This window comes from Clostridium aestuarii (assembly GCF_026735135.1).
Lineage (GTDB): Bacteria > Bacillota > Clostridia > Clostridiales > Clostridiaceae > Clostridium_H > Clostridium_H aestuarii.
Window position 1 is genome coordinate 352726 of sequence record NZ_JAPQER010000003.1, and the last position, 18678, is coordinate 371403.

At 27.1% G+C, this 18678-nt stretch carries 15 protein-coding genes; 10 read left to right on the forward strand and 5 right to left on the reverse strand.

The window, feature by feature from the left end; genetic code table 11:
• Positions 1-97: 97 nt before the first annotated feature.
• Together OW763_RS09840 and OW763_RS09845 are read left to right on the forward strand one after the other, a co-directional pair.
• Entirely contained in the window at positions 98-691 is a 594-nt protein-coding gene (locus OW763_RS09840) for an NUDIX hydrolase (protein WP_268040945.1), read from the forward strand.
• Positions 692-1022: 331 nt separating this feature from the next.
• Positions 1023-2258, forward strand: a complete 1236-nt coding sequence (locus OW763_RS09845; protein ID WP_268040946.1) for a serine hydrolase — start codon at positions 1023-1025, stop codon at positions 2256-2258.
• A gap of 71 nt (positions 2259-2329) precedes the next feature.
• Here OW763_RS09845 and OW763_RS09850 read toward each other — a convergent pair whose 3' ends face one another.
• Positions 2330-2671, reverse strand: a complete 342-nt coding sequence (locus tag OW763_RS09850) for a hypothetical protein (RefSeq protein WP_268040947.1) — start codon at positions 2669-2671, stop codon at positions 2330-2332.
• Positions 2672-2969: 298 nt separating this feature from the next.
• Here OW763_RS09850 and OW763_RS09855 point away from each other — a divergent pair, with 298 nt between their 5' ends.
• A complete protein-coding gene (locus OW763_RS09855) occupies positions 2970-3182 on the forward strand; it encodes a hypothetical protein (RefSeq protein WP_268040948.1) in 213 nt (70 codons plus the stop codon).
• A 33-nt stretch (positions 3183-3215) separates the two neighbouring features.
• Here the strand turns inward: OW763_RS09855 and OW763_RS09860 are convergent, their stop codons facing one another.
• A complete protein-coding gene (locus OW763_RS09860; protein WP_268040949.1) occupies positions 3216-4691 on the reverse strand; it encodes a nicotinate phosphoribosyltransferase in 1476 nt (491 codons plus the stop codon).
• A 225-nt stretch (positions 4692-4916) separates the two neighbouring features.
• Between OW763_RS09860 and OW763_RS09865 the strand changes: the two genes are divergently transcribed.
• The 6 genes from OW763_RS09865 (at position 4917) to OW763_RS09890 (ending at position 13782) form a co-directional block, all read left to right on the forward strand.
• A complete protein-coding gene (locus OW763_RS09865; RefSeq protein ID WP_268040950.1) occupies positions 4917-7097 on the forward strand; it encodes an ATP-dependent helicase in 2181 nt (726 codons plus the stop codon).
• 200 nt (positions 7098-7297) lie between these two features.
• Positions 7298-7591: a hypothetical protein gene (locus OW763_RS09870; RefSeq protein WP_268040951.1), complete on the forward strand. Its 294-nt coding sequence runs from the start codon at positions 7298-7300 to the stop codon at positions 7589-7591.
• Between the two features lie 118 nt (positions 7592-7709).
• Positions 7710-9794, forward strand: a complete 2085-nt coding sequence (locus tag OW763_RS09875) for a cell division protein FtsA (RefSeq protein ID WP_268040952.1) — start codon at positions 7710-7712, stop codon at positions 9792-9794.
• Between the two features lie 54 nt (positions 9795-9848).
• Positions 9849-11021: a M20 metallopeptidase family protein gene (locus OW763_RS09880; RefSeq protein ID WP_268040953.1), complete on the forward strand. Its 1173-nt coding sequence runs from the start codon at positions 9849-9851 to the stop codon at positions 11019-11021.
• A 142-nt stretch (positions 11022-11163) separates the two neighbouring features.
• Complete coding sequence (locus OW763_RS09885) at positions 11164-12126, forward strand: RluA family pseudouridine synthase (RefSeq protein ID WP_268040954.1); 963 nt, start codon at positions 11164-11166, stop codon at positions 12124-12126.
• A gap of 39 nt (positions 12127-12165) precedes the next feature.
• A complete protein-coding gene (locus OW763_RS09890) occupies positions 12166-13782 on the forward strand; it encodes a putative polysaccharide biosynthesis protein (protein WP_268040955.1) in 1617 nt (538 codons plus the stop codon).
• 32 nt (positions 13783-13814) lie between these two features.
• On the opposite strand, the gene spoVB is transcribed toward OW763_RS09890, so the two are convergent.
• The 3 genes from spoVB to OW763_RS09905 all read right to left on the reverse strand — a co-directional run bounded on the left by spoVB (position 13815) and on the right by OW763_RS09905 (position 17774).
• Positions 13815-15341 carry a stage V sporulation protein B gene (spoVB, locus tag OW763_RS09895; RefSeq protein ID WP_268040956.1) on the reverse strand — a complete coding sequence of 509 codons (1527 nt, stop codon included), beginning with the start codon at positions 15339-15341 and terminating at the stop codon, positions 13815-13817.
• A gap of 70 nt (positions 15342-15411) precedes the next feature.
• Positions 15412-16419, reverse strand: coding sequence for a LysM peptidoglycan-binding domain-containing protein (locus OW763_RS09900; RefSeq protein WP_268040957.1), 1008 nt, complete (start codon positions 16417-16419; stop codon positions 15412-15414).
• Positions 16420-16550: 131 nt separating this feature from the next.
• A complete protein-coding gene (locus tag OW763_RS09905; protein WP_268040958.1) occupies positions 16551-17774 on the reverse strand; it encodes a dicarboxylate/amino acid:cation symporter in 1224 nt (407 codons plus the stop codon).
• A gap of 249 nt (positions 17775-18023) precedes the next feature.
• Here OW763_RS09905 and OW763_RS09910 point away from each other — a divergent pair, with 249 nt between their 5' ends.
• Positions 18024-18584, forward strand: coding sequence for a ferritin-like domain-containing protein (locus OW763_RS09910; RefSeq protein ID WP_268040959.1), 561 nt, complete (start codon positions 18024-18026; stop codon positions 18582-18584).
• The last annotated feature ends 94 nt before the right edge of the window (positions 18585-18678 follow it).

Here is an 18678-nt window from a genome sequence, read left to right on the forward strand (position 1 = left end):
AGTATAACATTTTAATATATATAGAACAATAATAAAGTTTAAAGTAAAGGGAATATATTGAAATAGAAAATTAACTAGTTAATAGGGGGAATGATGTGTGGAAAGCATAAGGAAAATATTTAATGATAGAAAGATAAAGCCTATAGGTGAATATAGAAAAAGTGCAGTTATGGTTTTATTAGTTGAAGAAAATAATGAATTGTATATAGTATTTGAAAAAAGAGCGTTGACTTTAAAACATCAACCAGGAGATATATCTTTACCAGGGGGAATGATAGAAAAAAATGAAACTTCAAGAGAAGCTGCTGTAAGAGAAACGATAGAGGAATTAAATGTTAAAAAAAGTGATATAGAAGTTATTGGTCAAATGGATTATTTTATAAGTCCATATAGCTCAATTATGTATCCTTTTATTGGTCAGTTGCATACTAAAGATATCAAGCCTAATAAGGATGAAGTAGAGCATATTTTTACAGTACCGTTAAAATTTTTCTTAGAAAATCAACCAGCATGCCATAAATTTAAAATAAAGCCTCATTTTCAAGAAGACTTTCCTTTTGAACTTATTTATGGAGGTAAAAACTATAAATTCAGCACAAAAGAGTATAATCAATATTTCTATAAATATAAGGATTATGTAATATGGGGATTTACTGCGCTCATTATAAAGTCGTTTGTAGACACCCTATAAGAAAAGTGCGCAGCACTTTTCTAGTTGACGTGCATATGTGAAAAATATGCATATGTAGTTGACGTTCACATGCCAAAAACACGGCATGTGAAGTTGACGTGATTTAACAGCAAGCTGTAAATTAGTTGACGTGCTCTATACGAGCAGTTAAAAAATTGTAGTTTTGCATTAGCAAAACATCCTTAACTCTCAACTACCCATATCAGCTAGCTGATGGGTACGTCAACTATAAGAATATTGTTACACAATATTCTTATATAGTGTTATAAAAATCAGTTTTAGGGGTATATTAAGGAATGAAAATAAAAGCTAAAATAAGGGGAATAGCTAAATGAGGAAAAAAATTCTTAATGTAATTACTAAAACTTTGATATTATGTTCTGTTGGAACGTTTATAAATATGGGTGCTTTTATTAAAAGGGTAGAGGGTATTGAGGATAAACAAAATGATAATTTAATAGAAGAAATTTTAAAAAGGAAATCGGAATTGTTCGGAACTGTTTTGAGTAATCCAGAAAAGTATGAAGTTCAAATATTATATACGCAGATAGATAGAAACAGTGAAAATATACCGGATTTTAAAACTTTTAAGTATAGAGTGGATAAAAATAAATACTTTTATCCAGCAAGTTCTGTTAAGCTTTCGGCTTGTGTTTTGGCTCTAGAAAAATTAAATAATTTAAATATTGATAAGTATACACCTCTAAAGATAGAAAAAGAGAGAGCTAGTCAAAAGGCTGTTAGTAAAGATTATAGTTCTAAAAGCGGGTTGCCAACTATAGCTAATTATATTAAAAAGGTTCTAGTTGTAAGCGATAATAACAGCTTTGACAGATTATATGAATTTTTAGGTCAGGAGTATTATAATGAGACACTTTGGAAAAAAGGATATGAAGATGTGAAAATAATTCATAGATTAGGAAACTCTATGAATTATGAAGAAAATAGATATACAAATCCAATTGCTTTTTATCAAGGAAACAAAAAAATTTATAATCAGCCTATGATGTGTAACAAAAAAGTTTATACAAATAATATGAAAGGATTAAAAAAAGGAAAAGGATATATTAGAGGAAAAACATTTGTTAAATATCCAAAAGACTTTTCTAAATCTAATTATTTTTCTATTGAATGTTTACAGAATATACTAAAAGCTGTTATGTTTCCAGAAGCAGTTTCAACACAAAAAAGATTTAATTTAAAAGAAGATGATTATGAATTTTTGAAAAAACATATGTGTATGCTTCCAAGAGAATGTGATAATCCCAAATATAATTTTAAGGATAGCCATGTTAAATATTTCATGTTTGGTGATACTAGTAAAGCTATTCCTAAAAATATTAAGATATATAATAAAATAGGCTGTGCTTATGGTTATCTCATAGACAATGCTTATATATGTGATGAAAATAAAGGAATTGAGTTTATGCTAACTAGTGTAATTTACACAAATGCAAATGGAATTTTTAATGATGGAAAGTATGAATATTATAAAATAGGAATGCCTTTCCTAGCTAATTTAGGAAGAGAAATTTATAAATATGAAGAAAATAGAAGAAAAATTTAAACAATCCCTAGAATCATCATAGGGATTGTTTTTAGTTGAATGTTATATTATTTAAAATAAAAATTATTCATTTATTTTTCTTTTTTTCGAATTCCTAAGAAGATAATTGATATTACTATAGCAGCTATATATGCAAATACATATAGCATATTAATTAGTCTAATTTTAAAGAAAAATTTTAAATATATAAATAACGCAAGTGATATTATAGCCCAAAATACTGAAACATAGGACATTATATTATTCTTTTGCCTCCAAGTTTCACTTTTTTTCATTGTTCCTATAATTTTTTCTCTAGAGGGACTATTAGACGTAGTTTTGGTAATCAAAACTTTATAATATATAAAAAATGCAAAAGAAACAATAAATACACCTAAAAATAAGTATGATAATGAAATACTCGTAATATTCATAACAACACCTCTTATTCAGACTTTGTTAGTAGTATACCCTAGTATGAAAAAATAATTTATAGAGTCTGTTAATTAATTACAAGAAATTCAAAATAAGATTTTATATCTCTAAATTTACATTAATTATATGTAATATATCAAGGAAACTATTCAGAAAGTTATTATTTAATAAATCGGAAAAGGAATATTTTGAATATTATTTCTATTTTTCAAGAATATGAAGAAAAAGTATTCAAATTTTACAGAAAATGGTTTATAATGTAAATAAATGATTATATTACATGGGGGGATGTTATCCATGACTAAATGTCCATTTTTATCTACTTTTGAAAAAAAAGTAAACTGTTTTGAAGGTTGTCCATTTTATGAATGCTCAGATACAGATAAAGTCTGTCCTTTTAAAACTCTTTCAAAAAATAGAAGGCTATTTTATAAGTATGAATTATTTAAAAATGATAATATGAATTTAGTAGAAGATTATGTACAAAAGGAATATTTAGAATATTATTAAAAGCAGAATGAAAAAGTTTCATTCTGCTTTTAATTATTTATATAAATCAGAATATTTATTGAGCAGACTTTGTTTTAAATTCCAAAGTTGTTTTGAAAGATCTACATAATAAGCATGAGGATTTTCAAATCTTAATACTTCTTCCCAAAGTTTTTCTGTTTCTTTTTTTGCAAAACTTTGGATTTCTTTTACAGTAGGACTTTTGTAACAAGCTTTTCCTTTATCAAATATTTTAACCATTAAATCTTTGGCATAATAGTTATTTAATTTTTTCTTTTTCCAAGTATGAATTGGATCAAAAATTTCTAGTGGTTTAGTATCATCAATTATTTCATTATTTAGGCAGATCAAGTCTGCAATAGCTTTATCAGATGTTTTATCAAATAATCTATATATTTTCTTGAATCCTGGGTTTGTTATTTTTTCTTCATTTTCACTTATTTTTATTTTTGGAATTATTTCATCATTTCCTTTTGTAGCTACTAACTTATAAACTCCCCCAAAAACAGGTTCAGATCTAGCAGTTATTAGTCTTTCACCTACTCCAAAACTATCAACTTTAGCACCTTGACTAAGTACATCTGTGATAATATGCTCATCTAGGGAATTTGAAATAGTTATTTTAACATCAGGGTATCCAGCATTATCTAATATTTTTCTACATTTCTTAGTTAAGTATGTAATATCACCACTATCTATTCTTATTCCTTTAGGTTTATATCCCATTGGTGTTAATATTTCATCAAAAACTTTTATTGCACTAGGTAGACCTGATTTTAATACATTATAAGTATCTACTAAAAGAAGACAATTTTCTGGGTAAGTCTTAGCCCATGCCGCGAAAGCCTCATATTCTGTAGCAAAAAGTTGAACCCAGCTATGAGCCATTGTACCTGTAGCAGGAACTTTAAACATTTGTTCAGTGATAGTACAAGCTGTTGCAGAACATCCACCTATAATAGCTGCACGAGCACCATAAATTGCTCCATCATAACCTTGAGCACGTCTAGAACCAAATTCCATTACAGGTCTACCATCTGCTGCTCTACAAATTCTATTTGATTTTGTAGCAATTAAAGTTTGATGGTTGATTGTAAGAAGAATCATTGTTTCTACAAATTGGGCTTGAATTACAGGACCGCTAACTGTAACTAAAGGTTCACCAGGAAAAACAGGATTACCTTCTGGTATTGCCCACACATCGCAAGTGAATTTGAAATTTTTTAAATAATCAAGAAATTTATCAGAAAAACAATTTTTGCTTCTTAAATATTGGATATCTTCTTCTGTGAACTTTAAACGAGATAAATACTCTATCAATTGTTCAACTCCAGCCATTATGCAGTATCCACCACCATCAGGAACTCTTCTGAAGAACATATCAAAGTAAGCTATGCTATTACCAACATTATTATCTAAATATCCATTTCCCATTGTTAATTCATAGAAATCTACGAGCATTGTTAAATTCCTACTGTTTTTAATATTAAAGAAATCGTTATTATTCATTTTATTCTCCTCTGTCTTTATTGAAGTGTATATACACTTGATTAATTCAGTGTTACATATATTTTAATACTATATTAAAATTATTACAATAATTTTTAGCAACTATGATGAAGTTAGATAGTTTAGTATATATAGTGAAATATTAGGGAAACTAAAATTTTATTTTAGGTGTTTATTACCATAAAAATGGTATATAATTTTATATAAGAAAAGTAGGTGGCAAAAATGGAAACGGATGCAATAAGAACCCAATATTATAATTTAAGAGATAAAATAATAGAAAAAAAGTATGAAAAACTTAATATACAACAAAGAGAGGCTGTTTTGAGTAATGAAAAAAATCTAGCACTTATAGCATGTCCTGGAGCAGGAAAAACGACTACTCTTATTAGAAGAATAAATTATTTAACTACATTTGGTCCTATATATAAAACAAATTATATTCCTGAAAATGTAAAGTTAGAAGACATTAAAATTATGGAAAAATATTTAAATAGTGATACTATAATAAGTCCTAGAATAGAGTATTTATTAAAAAGTAAAGTAATACATCCAGGAAATATAATTGTAATGACCTTTACCAGAGCAGCTGCATTAAATATGAAAGAAAAATATAAAGGTATAAGTAATTCTAAAAACATACCTTTTTTTGGAACGTTTCATGGATTATTTTATAAGATATTAAGTAGATATTATAAAAAGATAAATATAATTGATCATTTAAAAGCGTATAGATTAATTAAAGGCGTATTATCTACTTATTTAGATGAAGTAAGTGATGAAAAAATAAAAGAAACGTTAAACAGCATATCATTTTATAAAACAAATAATATTACTATGGATAAATTTACAGCTACTATAAATAAAGATATTTTTGTAGAATGTTTTAGAAGTTATGAGGATTACAAAAAACAAAATAATTTATTCGATTTTGATGATTTGCAGATAAAATGTAGAGATATATTTTTAAATAATCATAAATTATTAAATGGATATCAGAATCTTTTTAAATACATACTAGTAGATGAGTTTCAGGATTGTGATGAAATGCAAATAGATATATTAAAACTTTTAAATAAGTATAATTCTATTTTTGCTGTTGGCGATGAAGATCAGTGTATTTACGGTTTTAGAGGCTCAAAGCCTGAATGTATGGTTAATTTTGATGAACATTTTAATAATGGCAAAAAACTATTTCTATCGATAAATTATAGATGTCCTAAAAGTGTAGTTTATATATCTAATAATTTAATTAAGAACAATAAGTTTAGAAATTATAAGAATATGAGATCATATAAAGAGAATGAACCTAAGATAAATGTTATGAATTATGCAAATGAAGGAAGACAAGCGGAAGATATTTCACTTAATATTTTAAAACTAAGAGAATTAGGAAAATATGATTATTGTAAAAATGCAGTTATTTATAGAACTAATATGGAAAGTAGAAGTATTATAGATGCTTTTATAAGAAAAAAAATTCCATTCAAGTTGTTGGATAAAGAGTATAATTTTTTTAATCACTTTATTTGTAAGGATATTTTATCATATTTAAGGTTGAGTATAGACAGTACGGATAAAGAAAGTTTTTTAAGAATAATAAATAAACCTTTTAGATATATAAGCAAAATTAATATTGAAAAAGTAAAAAAGAATCAGTTAAAAGAAGATTGTTTTGAAAATTTAAAGGAAGTAAAAGATATACCAATTTTTCAGATTAAAACTATAGAAAATTTAAAAAAGGATATACAAAATTTAAATAAAATATCTTTAGAAGGGGCAATAAGTTATATTTTATCTAGTTTAGGATATCATAATTTCTTAAAGGAATATAGTACCAAATTTAAATTAGATATATCAGAGTTGGAAGAAATTGTTGAAGAGTTTAAATCTTCAGCTAGAGAATATAAAACTATAATTACTCTTTTAGCTCATGTAGATGAAGTTGAAGAACAGATAAATAATATAAATAAAGATAAAGCTAAAGATGGGATTATATTAAGTACTATACATGGAGTAAAAGGTATGGAATTTAGAAATGTATTTATTATAAACTGTAATGAAGAAACTATACCTCATATAAATAATATGCAAGATAATCTAGAAGAAGAGAGGCGGCTCTTTTACGTAGGATTAACGAGAGCTGAAGAAAATTTATGGTTATGTATATCAAATGAAATAAGGGGTAAAAATAAAAAAGTATCTAGGTTTATTAAAGAATGTAATGTGAATTTACTGCTTAAAAATACCTATAAAGAAGGAGAAAAAGTAGTACATAACACTTTTGGAGAGGGTGAAATAAAATTTATAGATGAAAAAAAAGTAGAAATAAAGTTTAAAGATAATATTATTAGAAGTTTTGACGTATTAGCAGTTTATAATAATGGTTTAATTAAAAAGTCCTAGATTATAATATAGTATAACATAAAATAATATCATATATTATAAATATGAACTAAATATGATATACTATTAAAAAATAATCTCATAAATATTGACGCATTTATATTAAATGTGTTAAGTTATTATCGTGAGGGTATTATGTTATAAAATCTTTTATTAATGAAAGATATGATATTAAAATGATAAAATAAGGAGGGGTTGTTATGATTCCATTTAAAAAAATGTGGGAAGATGTATCAGCTATAATTTCAGACAATACAATTGGGGAAATTGACATAGTAGAAAAATATAATACAGGATTTGTTATTTCAGAAGATGGTGTTACTAAATTTGTAAACAAAGATGATTTTGTTAATTTCTGGTGTAAAATGCTTTGCTTTAAAGAGTTTTCTAAAGAGGATGCAGATAAGGAAGATAAGTTGATATATGTATATGAAGTAATAAAGAACTTACCATATATAACTGAAAGTTCAAATGTTTTAAAATTAGTAGATTAAAATAAATAAACTAAATCTATAGTTTATTGAATAAAATAAGGCAATACTATATAATTTTATTAGGCTCATATTCTTAGAATATGAGCCTTTATATTATGTTGAAAGAGGAAGATAGAATATGAATTTATTAAATATTAATTACAAAGATATAATTTTTGCATTAGACATAGGGACACGTTCTATTATTGGTACCGTTGGAGTGGTTAAAGATAAGAAATTTAATGTTATATGTGAAAAATATATTGAACATCAAGAAAGAGCTATGGTAGATGGACAAATCCATGATATTACATTAGTTGCAAATTCAGTTGCTAAAATTAAAAAATCAATAGAGGAAGAATTAAATTTAAAGCTTAATGAAACATCAATAGCTGCGGCAGGAAGATTTCTGAGAACCACAGAAGTAAAAGTAGATATTGAAATTGATCAAGAGAAAGAAATAGATAAGGAAATTATTAGAAGTTTAGAACTTACTGCTGTAAAAAAAGCAGAAGAAGAAACAAATAAACAAACAAAAGGTAAGTTGTATTGTGTTGGATATAGTGTAAAGAACTATTATCTAAATGGTTATGTAATATCTAATTTATTATCTCAAAAAGGAGAGAAAGTATCTGCTGAGGTTATTGTAACATTTCTTCCAAGATCTGTAGTAGATAGCCTTTACTCAGTAATGGATAAAGTAGAGCTTAATGTAAAAAGTTTAACTTTAGAACCTATTGCAGCAATGGAAGCTGCTGTTCCCAAAAGGTTAAGATTACTTAATCTAGCTTTAGTAGATGTAGGGGCAGGTACTTCTGATATAGCTATAAGTAGTAATGATACTATAAGTGCATATGGCATGGTACCGATGGCTGGAGATGAAATAACAGAAGTGATAGCACAGAATTATTTAGTTGATTTTAATACAGCGGAATTGATGAAAAAAGAATGTACTAAAGCTGATACAGTTAAATATATAGATGTTTTAGGAATTGAAAATGAAATTTCATCAGAAGAAATTATTAAAATAATAACTCCTACTGTAGAAAAAATAAGTGATTCAGTAGCTAAAAAAATCATAGAATTAAATGGCGGGAAATCACCGAATGCAGTATTTTTAGTAGGAGGAGGTGCTCATACTCCTAATTTAAAAGAAAATGTAGCTCAAAAATTAAATTTACCACTGCAGAGAATTGCTATAAAAGGAAGAGACGCTGTTAGTGAGTGTACAAGTATTAATAATAAGTTAGGGAGTATTGGAGTAACAGTTTTAGGTATAGCACTTGTAGCTATAAGAAAATCAGGAAATGATTTTATAGATGTTATACTAAATAATGAAGTGATAAGTCTTTTTAATTCTAGAAAACATACAGTTATGGATGTAATGATACAGGCAGGAATTAGTCATAAGGTTTTAATGGTTAAAAATGGTAAAAATATAAGGTTTATGTTAAATGGAATTAAAAGAGTAGCTTTTGGAACCCTTGCAAAGAATGCATCTATAATGGTAAATGAAAAAGAATCTAATATAGATACAGAAATAGGAGAAGGGGATAATATTCAAATTATTTTTGCTAAGGATGGAAAGGATGCTTCTCCAAAACTAAAAGAATATGTGAAAGAAATAAATTGTACAAGTTTTTATGTGAATGATATTATACAAAATTTAGAGCCAGCAGGATTTATAAATAATATGCGAGTTGAGCTTGAAGAACATATTAAAGAAGGAGTTGAAGTGAAAATATTAGTTCCATCAACTTTAGGTGAATATATTAAATATTTCCAAGAAGATGACATAGAATATACATATTATTTAAGGGATAAAGAAATATTAAAGGATTACCATATTAAAGAAGGAGACAGAATATATAAAAAAGAAACCCAAAAGATAGTAGAAGAATTAGATAATGATAAAGAAGAGTTAGATAATGATAAAGAAGAATTAGATGAGAATAAAGAGAAATATTTAGCGGAAAATAAGGATATAGTTAAAAATAAAAATGAAAAAAAAAAGAGCTGTGAAATCGAGGTGTTAATTAATAATAAACCTGTAAAATTAAAAGAAAAAGATAAATATGTGTTTATAGATATATTTGATTATATAGACTTTGATTTATCAAAACCAAAAGGTAACCTTATGCTTATTTTAAATGATAAAAAAGCAGGATATTATGATAAGTTAAATAATGGAGATTCAATAAAAATATTTTGGGAAAAACAATAAAATTAATTTTTAAAATTAGAAATCTATATAAAATAGAAATTGGGGTGAAGTAAAATGAATTTTTTAAAAAATGCTATAGAAATAAAAGATGAATTAATACAAATTAGACGGGATTTTCATATGCATCCAGAATTGGATTTTGATTTAGAACGTACATTATGTAAGGTTAAAGAATTTTTAGATAAAGAAGGTATTGAATATGTTCAAACATCTAAGAGTGGAATTTGTGCTACTATAAAAGGAAACGGGAATAAAACAATAGGAATAAGAGCAGATATGGATGCACTGCCTATGGAAGAAAAAAGACAATGTGAATATGCTTCAAAAATTAAAGGTAAAATGCATGCTTGCGGACATGATGTTCATACAACTATATTGTTAGGTGCTGCAAAAGTTTTAAACAGTATTAGAAATGAATTAAATGGAAATGTCAAATTAATTTTTGAACCAGCAGAGGAAACTACTGGAGGAGCACCTTATATGATTCAAGAAGGTATACTTGAAAATCCAAATGTAGATGCTATAATAGGACTTCATGTGGAACCTAATATTGAAGTTGGAAAGATAGGTATAAAAAGAGATGTAGTAAATGCAGCTTCTAATCCATTTAATATTAAAATAATAGGTAGAGGTGGACATGGTGCATATCCGCATAGTACAGTAGATCCTGTTGTTATTAGTGCTAATATTATAACAGCTATTCAAAATATAGTAAGCAGAGAGATTCCACCAACAGATCCAGCGGTAATAACTATAGGCTCAATTCATGGAGGTACTGCCCAAAATATTATTCCTGATTATGTAGAAATTTCAGGTATAATTAGAACTATGACATCAGAACATAGGGAATATGTGAAAAAGAGATTAGTTGAAGTTGTTGAAGGAATAACAAATTCAATGAGAGGAAAATGCGAAATTAATATTCAAGAAAGTTATCCATGTCTTTATAATGATGATAATATAGTAGACATACTAGAAGATTCAGCACAAGAGATTATTGATAAAAAAAATATCATTGTACTTAAAAAACCAACAATGGGGGTTGAAAGTTTTGCATATTTTTCGATGAAAAGACCATCAGTATTTTACTATTTAGGAACAAAAAATGAAGCAAAGGATACATCATATCCTCTTCACAATAATCTTTTTGATGTAGATGAAGATTGTATACCTGTAGGAGTAGCAATTCATTGTAAAACAGTAGTAAATTTTTTAAATAAAGTCTAGATGTTTTGGTTAGGTTTATCAACTGTTGTGGATTTAGTGAGTTTAGATTGAAAACTAATCTGTGTTAGTATATAATTTTGAGTGTTGCGTCGAAAAATGTTGATATTAAAAGTAATATGATGCAGTATTATGGAGGTAGAAAATGAGAATTGAAATAGGAACAAATGAAGCAGGGCAAAGAATAGATAAGTTTGCAAGAAAATGGTTAAAAGATGTGCCTTTAAGTGCAATATTTAAAGCTATTAGAAAAGGTGATTTAAGAGTTAATGAGAAAAAAGTTAAACAAAATTATTTTTTAGAAGAAGGAGATATGGTTGAGGCTAAATATATAAAATCTACTAGTAAAGATAATGAAAAGAAATTTCAACAAGTAGATCATAGTGGAATGAAAACATCATATGAAGATGAAAATATGCTTATTATAGAAAAATGGCCAGGAGTTTTAGTACATTCAGATAAGAAGAACGGCGAGCCTACATTAACGGACTATGTTTTATCATATTTAAATCAAAAGGGAGAGTATATTCCAGAAAATGAAGTGACTTTTACGCCATCACCGTGTAATAGATTGGACAGAAACACTTCAGGTATAGTTATATTTGGTAAGAATTTTCAAAGTTTAAAACTTTTAAATGAGATGATAAGAGAAAGAAAAATTAAAAAATATTATAATGCACTTGTTAAAGGTAAAATAAAAGAAGGTTACTATGAAGCATATATTTCTAAAAATCAAGATAGTAATATTTCTCAAATTTTTAAAGAAGAAAAGAAAAATACTAAGAAAATTGCTATGAATGTTAAGGTTATAGATACAGTAGGAAGCTATTCTTTTTTAGAACTTGATTTAATAACAGGTAGAAGTCATCAGTTAAGAGCACATTTAGCATATTTACAAAATCCTATAATTGGAGATGATAAATATGGTGATAGAAAGCTAAATAGCTTTTTTAACAGTAAGTATGGGTTGAGTTTTCAATTTTTATATGCATATAAACTTGTATTTAAAGAATGTCCACAAGAATTAGCATATATGAAAAATAAAATTATAATAGAAGCACTGCCACCAATATTTAAAAAGATAAAGAGGGATGTATTAAAATTCTAACTTTCAATTTTTAACTGATTTTTGGGGGAGCTTACTATTATGAAAAAACAGTCAACCACTAAAGGATTTGCCATATTGTCTGTTGCAAGCATACTTGTAAAAGTATTATCTTTAGTATATATACCTTTTTTAATGAAAATCATAGGTAATCAGGCATATGGCATGTATGCATCTGCTTATAAGATATATGCTTTTGCATATGTGCTTACTAATTCAGGGATACCTATTGCTATATCTAAATCAGTATCTGAGCTTTTAGCATTGGAGAGATATGAAGATGCAGTAAAAAGTTTTAAAATTTCTAGGTTATTAATGCTAGTTATAGGTTCATTAATGGCTGTATTGATGTATGTGTTTGCTAAGTCACTTGCTGAATTTACTAGTAGTACAAGTTCAAGACTTGCTATTATGGCTTTAGCACCAACAATTTTTTTAACATCTATAGTATCTACATATAGAGGATATTTTCAGGGAAGAGGAAATATGACTCCTACAGCAGTATCCCAGGTTATAGAACAAGTCTTAAATACTATTTTTACTTTGGTTTTTGCAGGGCTGTTCTTAAAATACGGTTTAGAAGTTGCATGTGCAGGAGGAACTATAGGTACAGCTATAGGATCGTTAGGTGCTTGTGTTTATTTAGTAATTGTTTATGAAAAAAATAAAAAAATAGTTGTACCAAAAGGATATAAAAAAGTTAAACATGCTAGATCTACAAATAAACAGATATTAAAAAAGATAATACATTATGGATTGCCTATAGTAATTTGTGTAGGACTTCAAAATGCTGGTGATCTTGTAGATTTGGCTATAGTTAAAAGTAGACTTATAAATGCTGTTGGATATACTCAAGCCTTAACAGATGTTAAGTTTGGGGTGCTTACTAATTATAGACAATTATTAGGGGTTCCAATTACACTAATTACAGCATTAGCAGCTTCAGCATTACCATCTCTATCGGGAACTTTTGCATTAAAAGACAATAAAGGATTAGAAAATAAGATAAATTATACTTTTAGATTATGTATGATAGTAGCAATACCATGTGCTGTGGGACTTTCAGTATTAAGTCATCCAATTTTTAAGTTGATTTTTTCTCCTAATCCAGAAGGATGGAAGCTTATGCTTTTAGGATCAGTAGTATTGGTACTAAATGCTGTTGTTTTAATTCAAACTACAATATTGCAAAGTATAAATAAGTTATATTTATCCACTGCTTTTATGATTTTTGGAGTAATAGGAAAGATAGTAACAAATTATTTGTTAGTTGGAATACCTCGATTAAATATAGTAGGAGCTGTATTTGGAAATATGGTATGTTTTATCATTCCTTTAATACTCAATTATGTTTTCATTAATAAATCATTGAAAATTAAATTAAGTATATTTACTCATGCATTAAAGCCGATAATATCTTCAGCTTTAATGGGTGTTATAGTTTATGGAGTATATTTGAGTATGAGTTTATTACTCAGTTATTCAATTACGGGATACTTTAACAACGCTATTGCATGTGTTATGGCAGTAATAATTGGTATGTTTACATATTTATACGGGTTAGCTTTAACTGGAGGAATAACAAAAAAGGATATGAATGCAATGCCTTCTAAAATTAAGAGATTTGTACCTAAAGTAATAATAAATAAGATTAATTAAATACCAACTAATAATATTGTGAAGCAATATTATTAGTTGGTATTATTATTTTTTATTGTTTTGTGTACAAAAGATATTGAGAAGAAAAATAATATAAAGCCTAAAAAGATTAGTGAGATAGTTTTTAATTTGAAATATGTGTTTGGAATCAAATTATTTATGATATTTAGTATGAAAAATACTAATAGACTTAAAAGGATATCTATAAACAAATCTTCAAAACAAAATTTTATATAACATTTCTTTTTTATTTCTTTTAAATTTATAATTACACTGGTAAAGGAAGTTATCATTAAACTTAATCCATATCCTAAAATATTTATACTTGGAATAGAGGTTAATATATATAAAACAATTAATTCTTCTATAGATACAATTAAAGAATTTCTTAACAGAACCCCTTGCTTTCCTAAACCATTTAATATACTAAAAGTAGTATAAGATATATAAGTAAAGGGAGCTGAAAGTGCTGAAAATTTTATGTATGTAGCAAGGTCATTTCTTGCGAAAAATAGTTTTCCAAGAGAATCAGGAATACTGAAGCAAATAATCATTGTTGAAATTCCAATTAAAAATGATATTTTAATAACTTGATATATTCTTTGTTCAAGGGTATAGTAATCTTTTTTTTCCATAGTTTCTGCAATGTCAGGAATAAGAACTATTGACATAGATGTTACAACAACTAGTGGAAAAAAGATTATAGTTAAAGCCATTCCTGAGAATTTTCCTATCATGCTTAATGATGTGCTGTGAGTGAAACCTGCTAGTAAAAGTCGTCTAGGTAGTATTAAAGTTGAAACAGTAGAAATTGCTGTAGATAAAAAACCATTTATACATAGAGGCATGGCCATAATTAAAACATCGAACAATAATTGAGCACGTCCTTCATGGGGATTATTAGCATTTTGGTGTAACAAATCTTTATGTTTACTGAGTTTATAGAAAACATATAACAATAGAAAGCTTACAAACTCTCCTGCTGCTAAAGCACCATAAACAACAGAAACTGTGTTTTCAAGCTGGTTAAAAGCAAGCATCCTTATTGCAAAAACTGTAACAAATATTCTTATAGCCTTTTCAAATATATCTATAAAAGCTGGTATTTTAACTTTAGAGATTCCGTAAAAATAACCTTTTATTATTGAAGATAAAGCAACAAAAATTAAAGCTGGACATATAAATAAAAGGCTGACTAAACTTCTGCTGTCCTTTATTATATTTGTGCTTATGTATTTTGAATTTAGAAATACAATAATAACAATGATTAAAGACCAAATTAAATCAAAAACTAAAGTAACATGAACAGATTTATGTAAACTTTCATAATTTTTTTTACTATAGAAAGATGAAGAGTGCTTTGAGATAGCTGTTGCCATGCCGCCGCATATGAGACATGCAAAAAGATCGTAGATTGGCATGATTAAAGCATAAAGGCCCATTCCTTCTGCACCTAGTTCTCTAGATAATATTATTGAAAATATGAATTTTAATATTCCAGTTGTAGAATTTGAAAGGGTCAACAATATGGAGTTTTTAAAGAAATTATCTTTTTTCATCAACAGTAACCTCACATAATTTTAGTAATATTAATAGTTATGTGAGGGTAGTATATTATATTCTAAAATTTTATTGTCCGTTTGCTGTCAATACACTTTTTTGATGTGCTGATGAGGTTTCGTTAGATACATGGCTTGTACTATTATAGAAATACATATCAAAATGTCCGTTAACTCCATTATCGTATATATCAGTAGTTCCGTGAGGCATTCCTGTTAAGCTAACAGCTAATTGATATTGTGTACCACCTTGAGTGAATTTTAATATCATAGGGCGTTTATTATTCCATGACCAATTATTAAAGAGAAGCTTCATTCTATTTGTGTCAGTGTAATGTAATGGTACTATATCTGCGTGGTTTGATCCACCGTAGTATTTAATATTAAACCATAATTCAGGATTTTCTAAATCAATAAGTTTTGCTTGTTGTCCTACAGTAAATATTCTTCTACCATTTGTCCAGTCATATAGATCTCCATAATTATCATTAGTTTTTTTTCTTATCATAGTAATGCCTTGAGGTTTAACTATCTGAGTTGAATTTACAGGAACAGTTAAAATTTGTCCTGGCATTAAAATGTTTGATGCAAGCATATTACTTTTTTCAATAGCTTCCATTGATGTATTAAATTTTTCAGCTATCGTCCATAAGTTATCTCCAGCAGCTGTTTTATAATTTGTAGTTTTAACTTGTGAAGAAGAATTATCAAATGAAGGAATATATAAGCCTTGTCCAATATAAATGGTTGAAACTGTAAGATTATTAGCTTTCATTATTGAATCTACAGTTGTGTTGAATTTAAGTGATAGTTTCCAAAGAGTGTCTCCAGCAGCTACAGTATAATTGTAAGAACGATTATCGTCTACTTTTAAAGCTTGTCCAGGATAAATATAGATTGATGTATCTAAATTATTTATTGATGCTATTTTAGACGTAGTAGTTTTATAAAATTGAGAAATTGACCATAAAGAGTCACCAGCTTTTACTGTATAGTTTATTGTAGCAGCATTAGCTACAGAAGTGCTACTTAATAAGAATAGTGTTGTAAGCATTGCTGCAATTTTCCTAGATTTCATTAGTGAAAATCCCCCTTAAAGATAATTGTGATAATTATATTATTAATGATTATGACAAGGTTATCATTAGTGGATTAAAGGGGAAATTAACAATATGTTACACCATATAATAATATTGCAAAGTAATATTATTATATGGTATTTCTTAAATTATCTACTATAACTGCACAGGAGGCATCCCCTGTTATATTTACAGATGTTCTTAACATATCAAAAATTCTATCTACACCAAATATTATAGGAAGTCCTTCTATTGGAATATTAGCAGCAACTAAAACGGCGACTACTAAAAAGGAAGGACCAGGTACTCCAGCTTGTCCAATAGAACCTATTGTAGCAGTAAATATAATTGCTAAATATTGAGGAATTCCAAGTTCGATTCCAAACATTTGAGCAAAGAAGCAAGCTACTATAGCGTAGTAGATTGCGTTGCCATCCATGTTAATTGTAGCACCTAAAGGTAATACGAAAGATGTTGTTTCTTTAGATATTCCTAATTCTTGTTCACATACTTCCTTGTTTACTGGTATTGTTGCCATGGAAGATGCAGTAGATAATGCAACTAATTGAGACTTGTATATTTTACTGAAAAATTTTCTGGGTGACACTTTTGAAAATAATTTTATTATTAAACCGTATATTCCAAATGTATGAATAATCCAAGCAAAAACACATGTTAAAAACAACTTAACAATTAATGTTAGCATATCAAATCCAAAAGTTCCTATGGAATATGCCATTAATGCGAATACACCCAAAGGTGCAGTATACATGATTTTGGTTATTACAAATACTAATGCATCAGATAAAGCATCAAATACGTTTATTAATAAGTTCTTCTTTTTAGATTCTAATGATGAAATACCTAAACCTAAAAATATACTAAAAAATAATATTTGCATGATATTTCCTGAAACTAACGCCTCAAATGGATTTAGAGGAATAAAACTTTTTATTGTTTCCCAAAAACCTTGGAGAGAAGCTTTATCAGCATATTCATTTGAAAACATTGACTGGATTTTATCTAATGAAATACCTATTCCAGGATTTAATAATTCTCCCATTATTAATCCTAGAGTTACAGCTATTGCAGTTGAACACATATAATATCCAAAAGTAGCTAGTCCTATTTTCCCAGCTGATTTTGAGTTGCCCATAGATGCTGTACCGCTTATTATAGAAACTGCTACAAGTGGTACAACTACCATTTTGATAAGATGTATGAATATATCTCCAATAGGAGCAAACATAGAAGTTTTTTCACCCATTAGATTACCGGCTAATATACCCAATATCATTGATACAATAATCCAAAAGCCTAAATTATTAAAAATACTCTTTTTATTTTTTTTCACTTTATACAACCCTTTCTAATAAATAATAACAAAATATTAAAGCCAATATATATATTAGAATAAAGTAATAAATAAATCAATAAATCAATAGAAATATAATAAAAATTCAGTTTATTAAGATATAGACTGATAAATTGATAAATGCAGAAGTTCAATGATTTGATGGTTGATTAGCAAAATACAAGTATTTACAAGAAGGATTATTTTTGTGTATAATTTAGACAAATATATAGTTAAGGGTGATTAATTATGAAAGAATTAAAATGTTTAGTTTGTGGAATGAAAATAAATGAAAATAATTATAGTTTTAATAGTTATGCTTTTATAAATAAAAATAGAGAAGATTACATATTATATTGCCCATTTTGTGGGGTGAATGAAGTTTATTTAAAGGAATATGAAGACGTATATAGTGTAGATGTAAATACATTAGATTCAAAAACTTTAAAAATATTGGACCATGCTATGAAATTGGAAGTGTTTAATGGAGAATTTTATGCTGAAGCTTCCAAACTTGTAAAGGATGAGAATGTAAAGAGAGAATTTTATGATTTGAGTAAAATCGAATATATGCATGCAAAGGTTCATAAAAAATTGGGAGGATTTAAAGAATTACCAATTCTTAATAAACCTGATTATACAAAGTATATTTCAGATGAAGAATTTTTAGAAGCAGCAAGTAAAAGAGAAGAGCATGCAGTAGCCTATTATGAAAAATATTCAAAGGAAATATGTGATGATGTGGTAATAAAAGTTTTTAAGGCTTTATCAGATGTAGAAAAGGAACATGTTACTTTAACTGAAAATTAAATTAATAGATAACATATAATAATATTTTATTGAGAAAATTGTATTTCGCATTTGGAATTTTTAAGTATGCAATTTCTTCTATTAAGAAAAATAT

Bases quoted from the DNA above. Each gene is read 5' to 3' on its own strand.
- OW763_RS09845 (WP_268040946.1), top strand. From the start codon at position 1,023: ATGAGGAAAAAAATTCTTAATGTAATTACTAAAACTTTGATATTATGT.
- OW763_RS09850 (WP_268040947.1), bottom strand. From the start codon at position 2,671: ATGAATATTACGAGTATTTCATTATCATACTTATTTTTAGGTGTATTT.
- OW763_RS09855 (WP_268040948.1), top strand. From the start codon at position 2,970: ATGACTAAATGTCCATTTTTATCTACTTTTGAAAAAAAAGTAAACTGT.
- OW763_RS09860 (WP_268040949.1), bottom strand. From the start codon at position 4,691: ATGAATAATAACGATTTCTTTAATATTAAAAACAGTAGGAATTTAACA.
- OW763_RS09865 (WP_268040950.1), top strand. From the start codon at position 4,917: ATGGAAACGGATGCAATAAGAACCCAATATTATAATTTAAGAGATAAA.
- OW763_RS09870 (WP_268040951.1), top strand. From the start codon at position 7,298: ATGATTCCATTTAAAAAAATGTGGGAAGATGTATCAGCTATAATTTCA.
- OW763_RS09875 (WP_268040952.1), top strand. From the start codon at position 7,710: ATGAATTTATTAAATATTAATTACAAAGATATAATTTTTGCATTAGAC.
- OW763_RS09880 (WP_268040953.1), top strand. From the start codon at position 9,849: ATGAATTTTTTAAAAAATGCTATAGAAATAAAAGATGAATTAATACAA.
- OW763_RS09885 (WP_268040954.1), top strand. From the start codon at position 11,164: ATGAGAATTGAAATAGGAACAAATGAAGCAGGGCAAAGAATAGATAAG.
- OW763_RS09890 (WP_268040955.1), top strand. From the start codon at position 12,166: ATGAAAAAACAGTCAACCACTAAAGGATTTGCCATATTGTCTGTTGCA.
- spoVB (WP_268040956.1), bottom strand. From the start codon at position 15,341: ATGAAAAAAGATAATTTCTTTAAAAACTCCATATTGTTGACCCTTTCA.
- OW763_RS09900 (WP_268040957.1), bottom strand. From the start codon at position 16,419: ATGAAATCTAGGAAAATTGCAGCAATGCTTACAACACTATTCTTATTA.
- OW763_RS09910 (WP_268040959.1), top strand. From the start codon at position 18,024: ATGAAAGAATTAAAATGTTTAGTTTGTGGAATGAAAATAAATGAAAAT.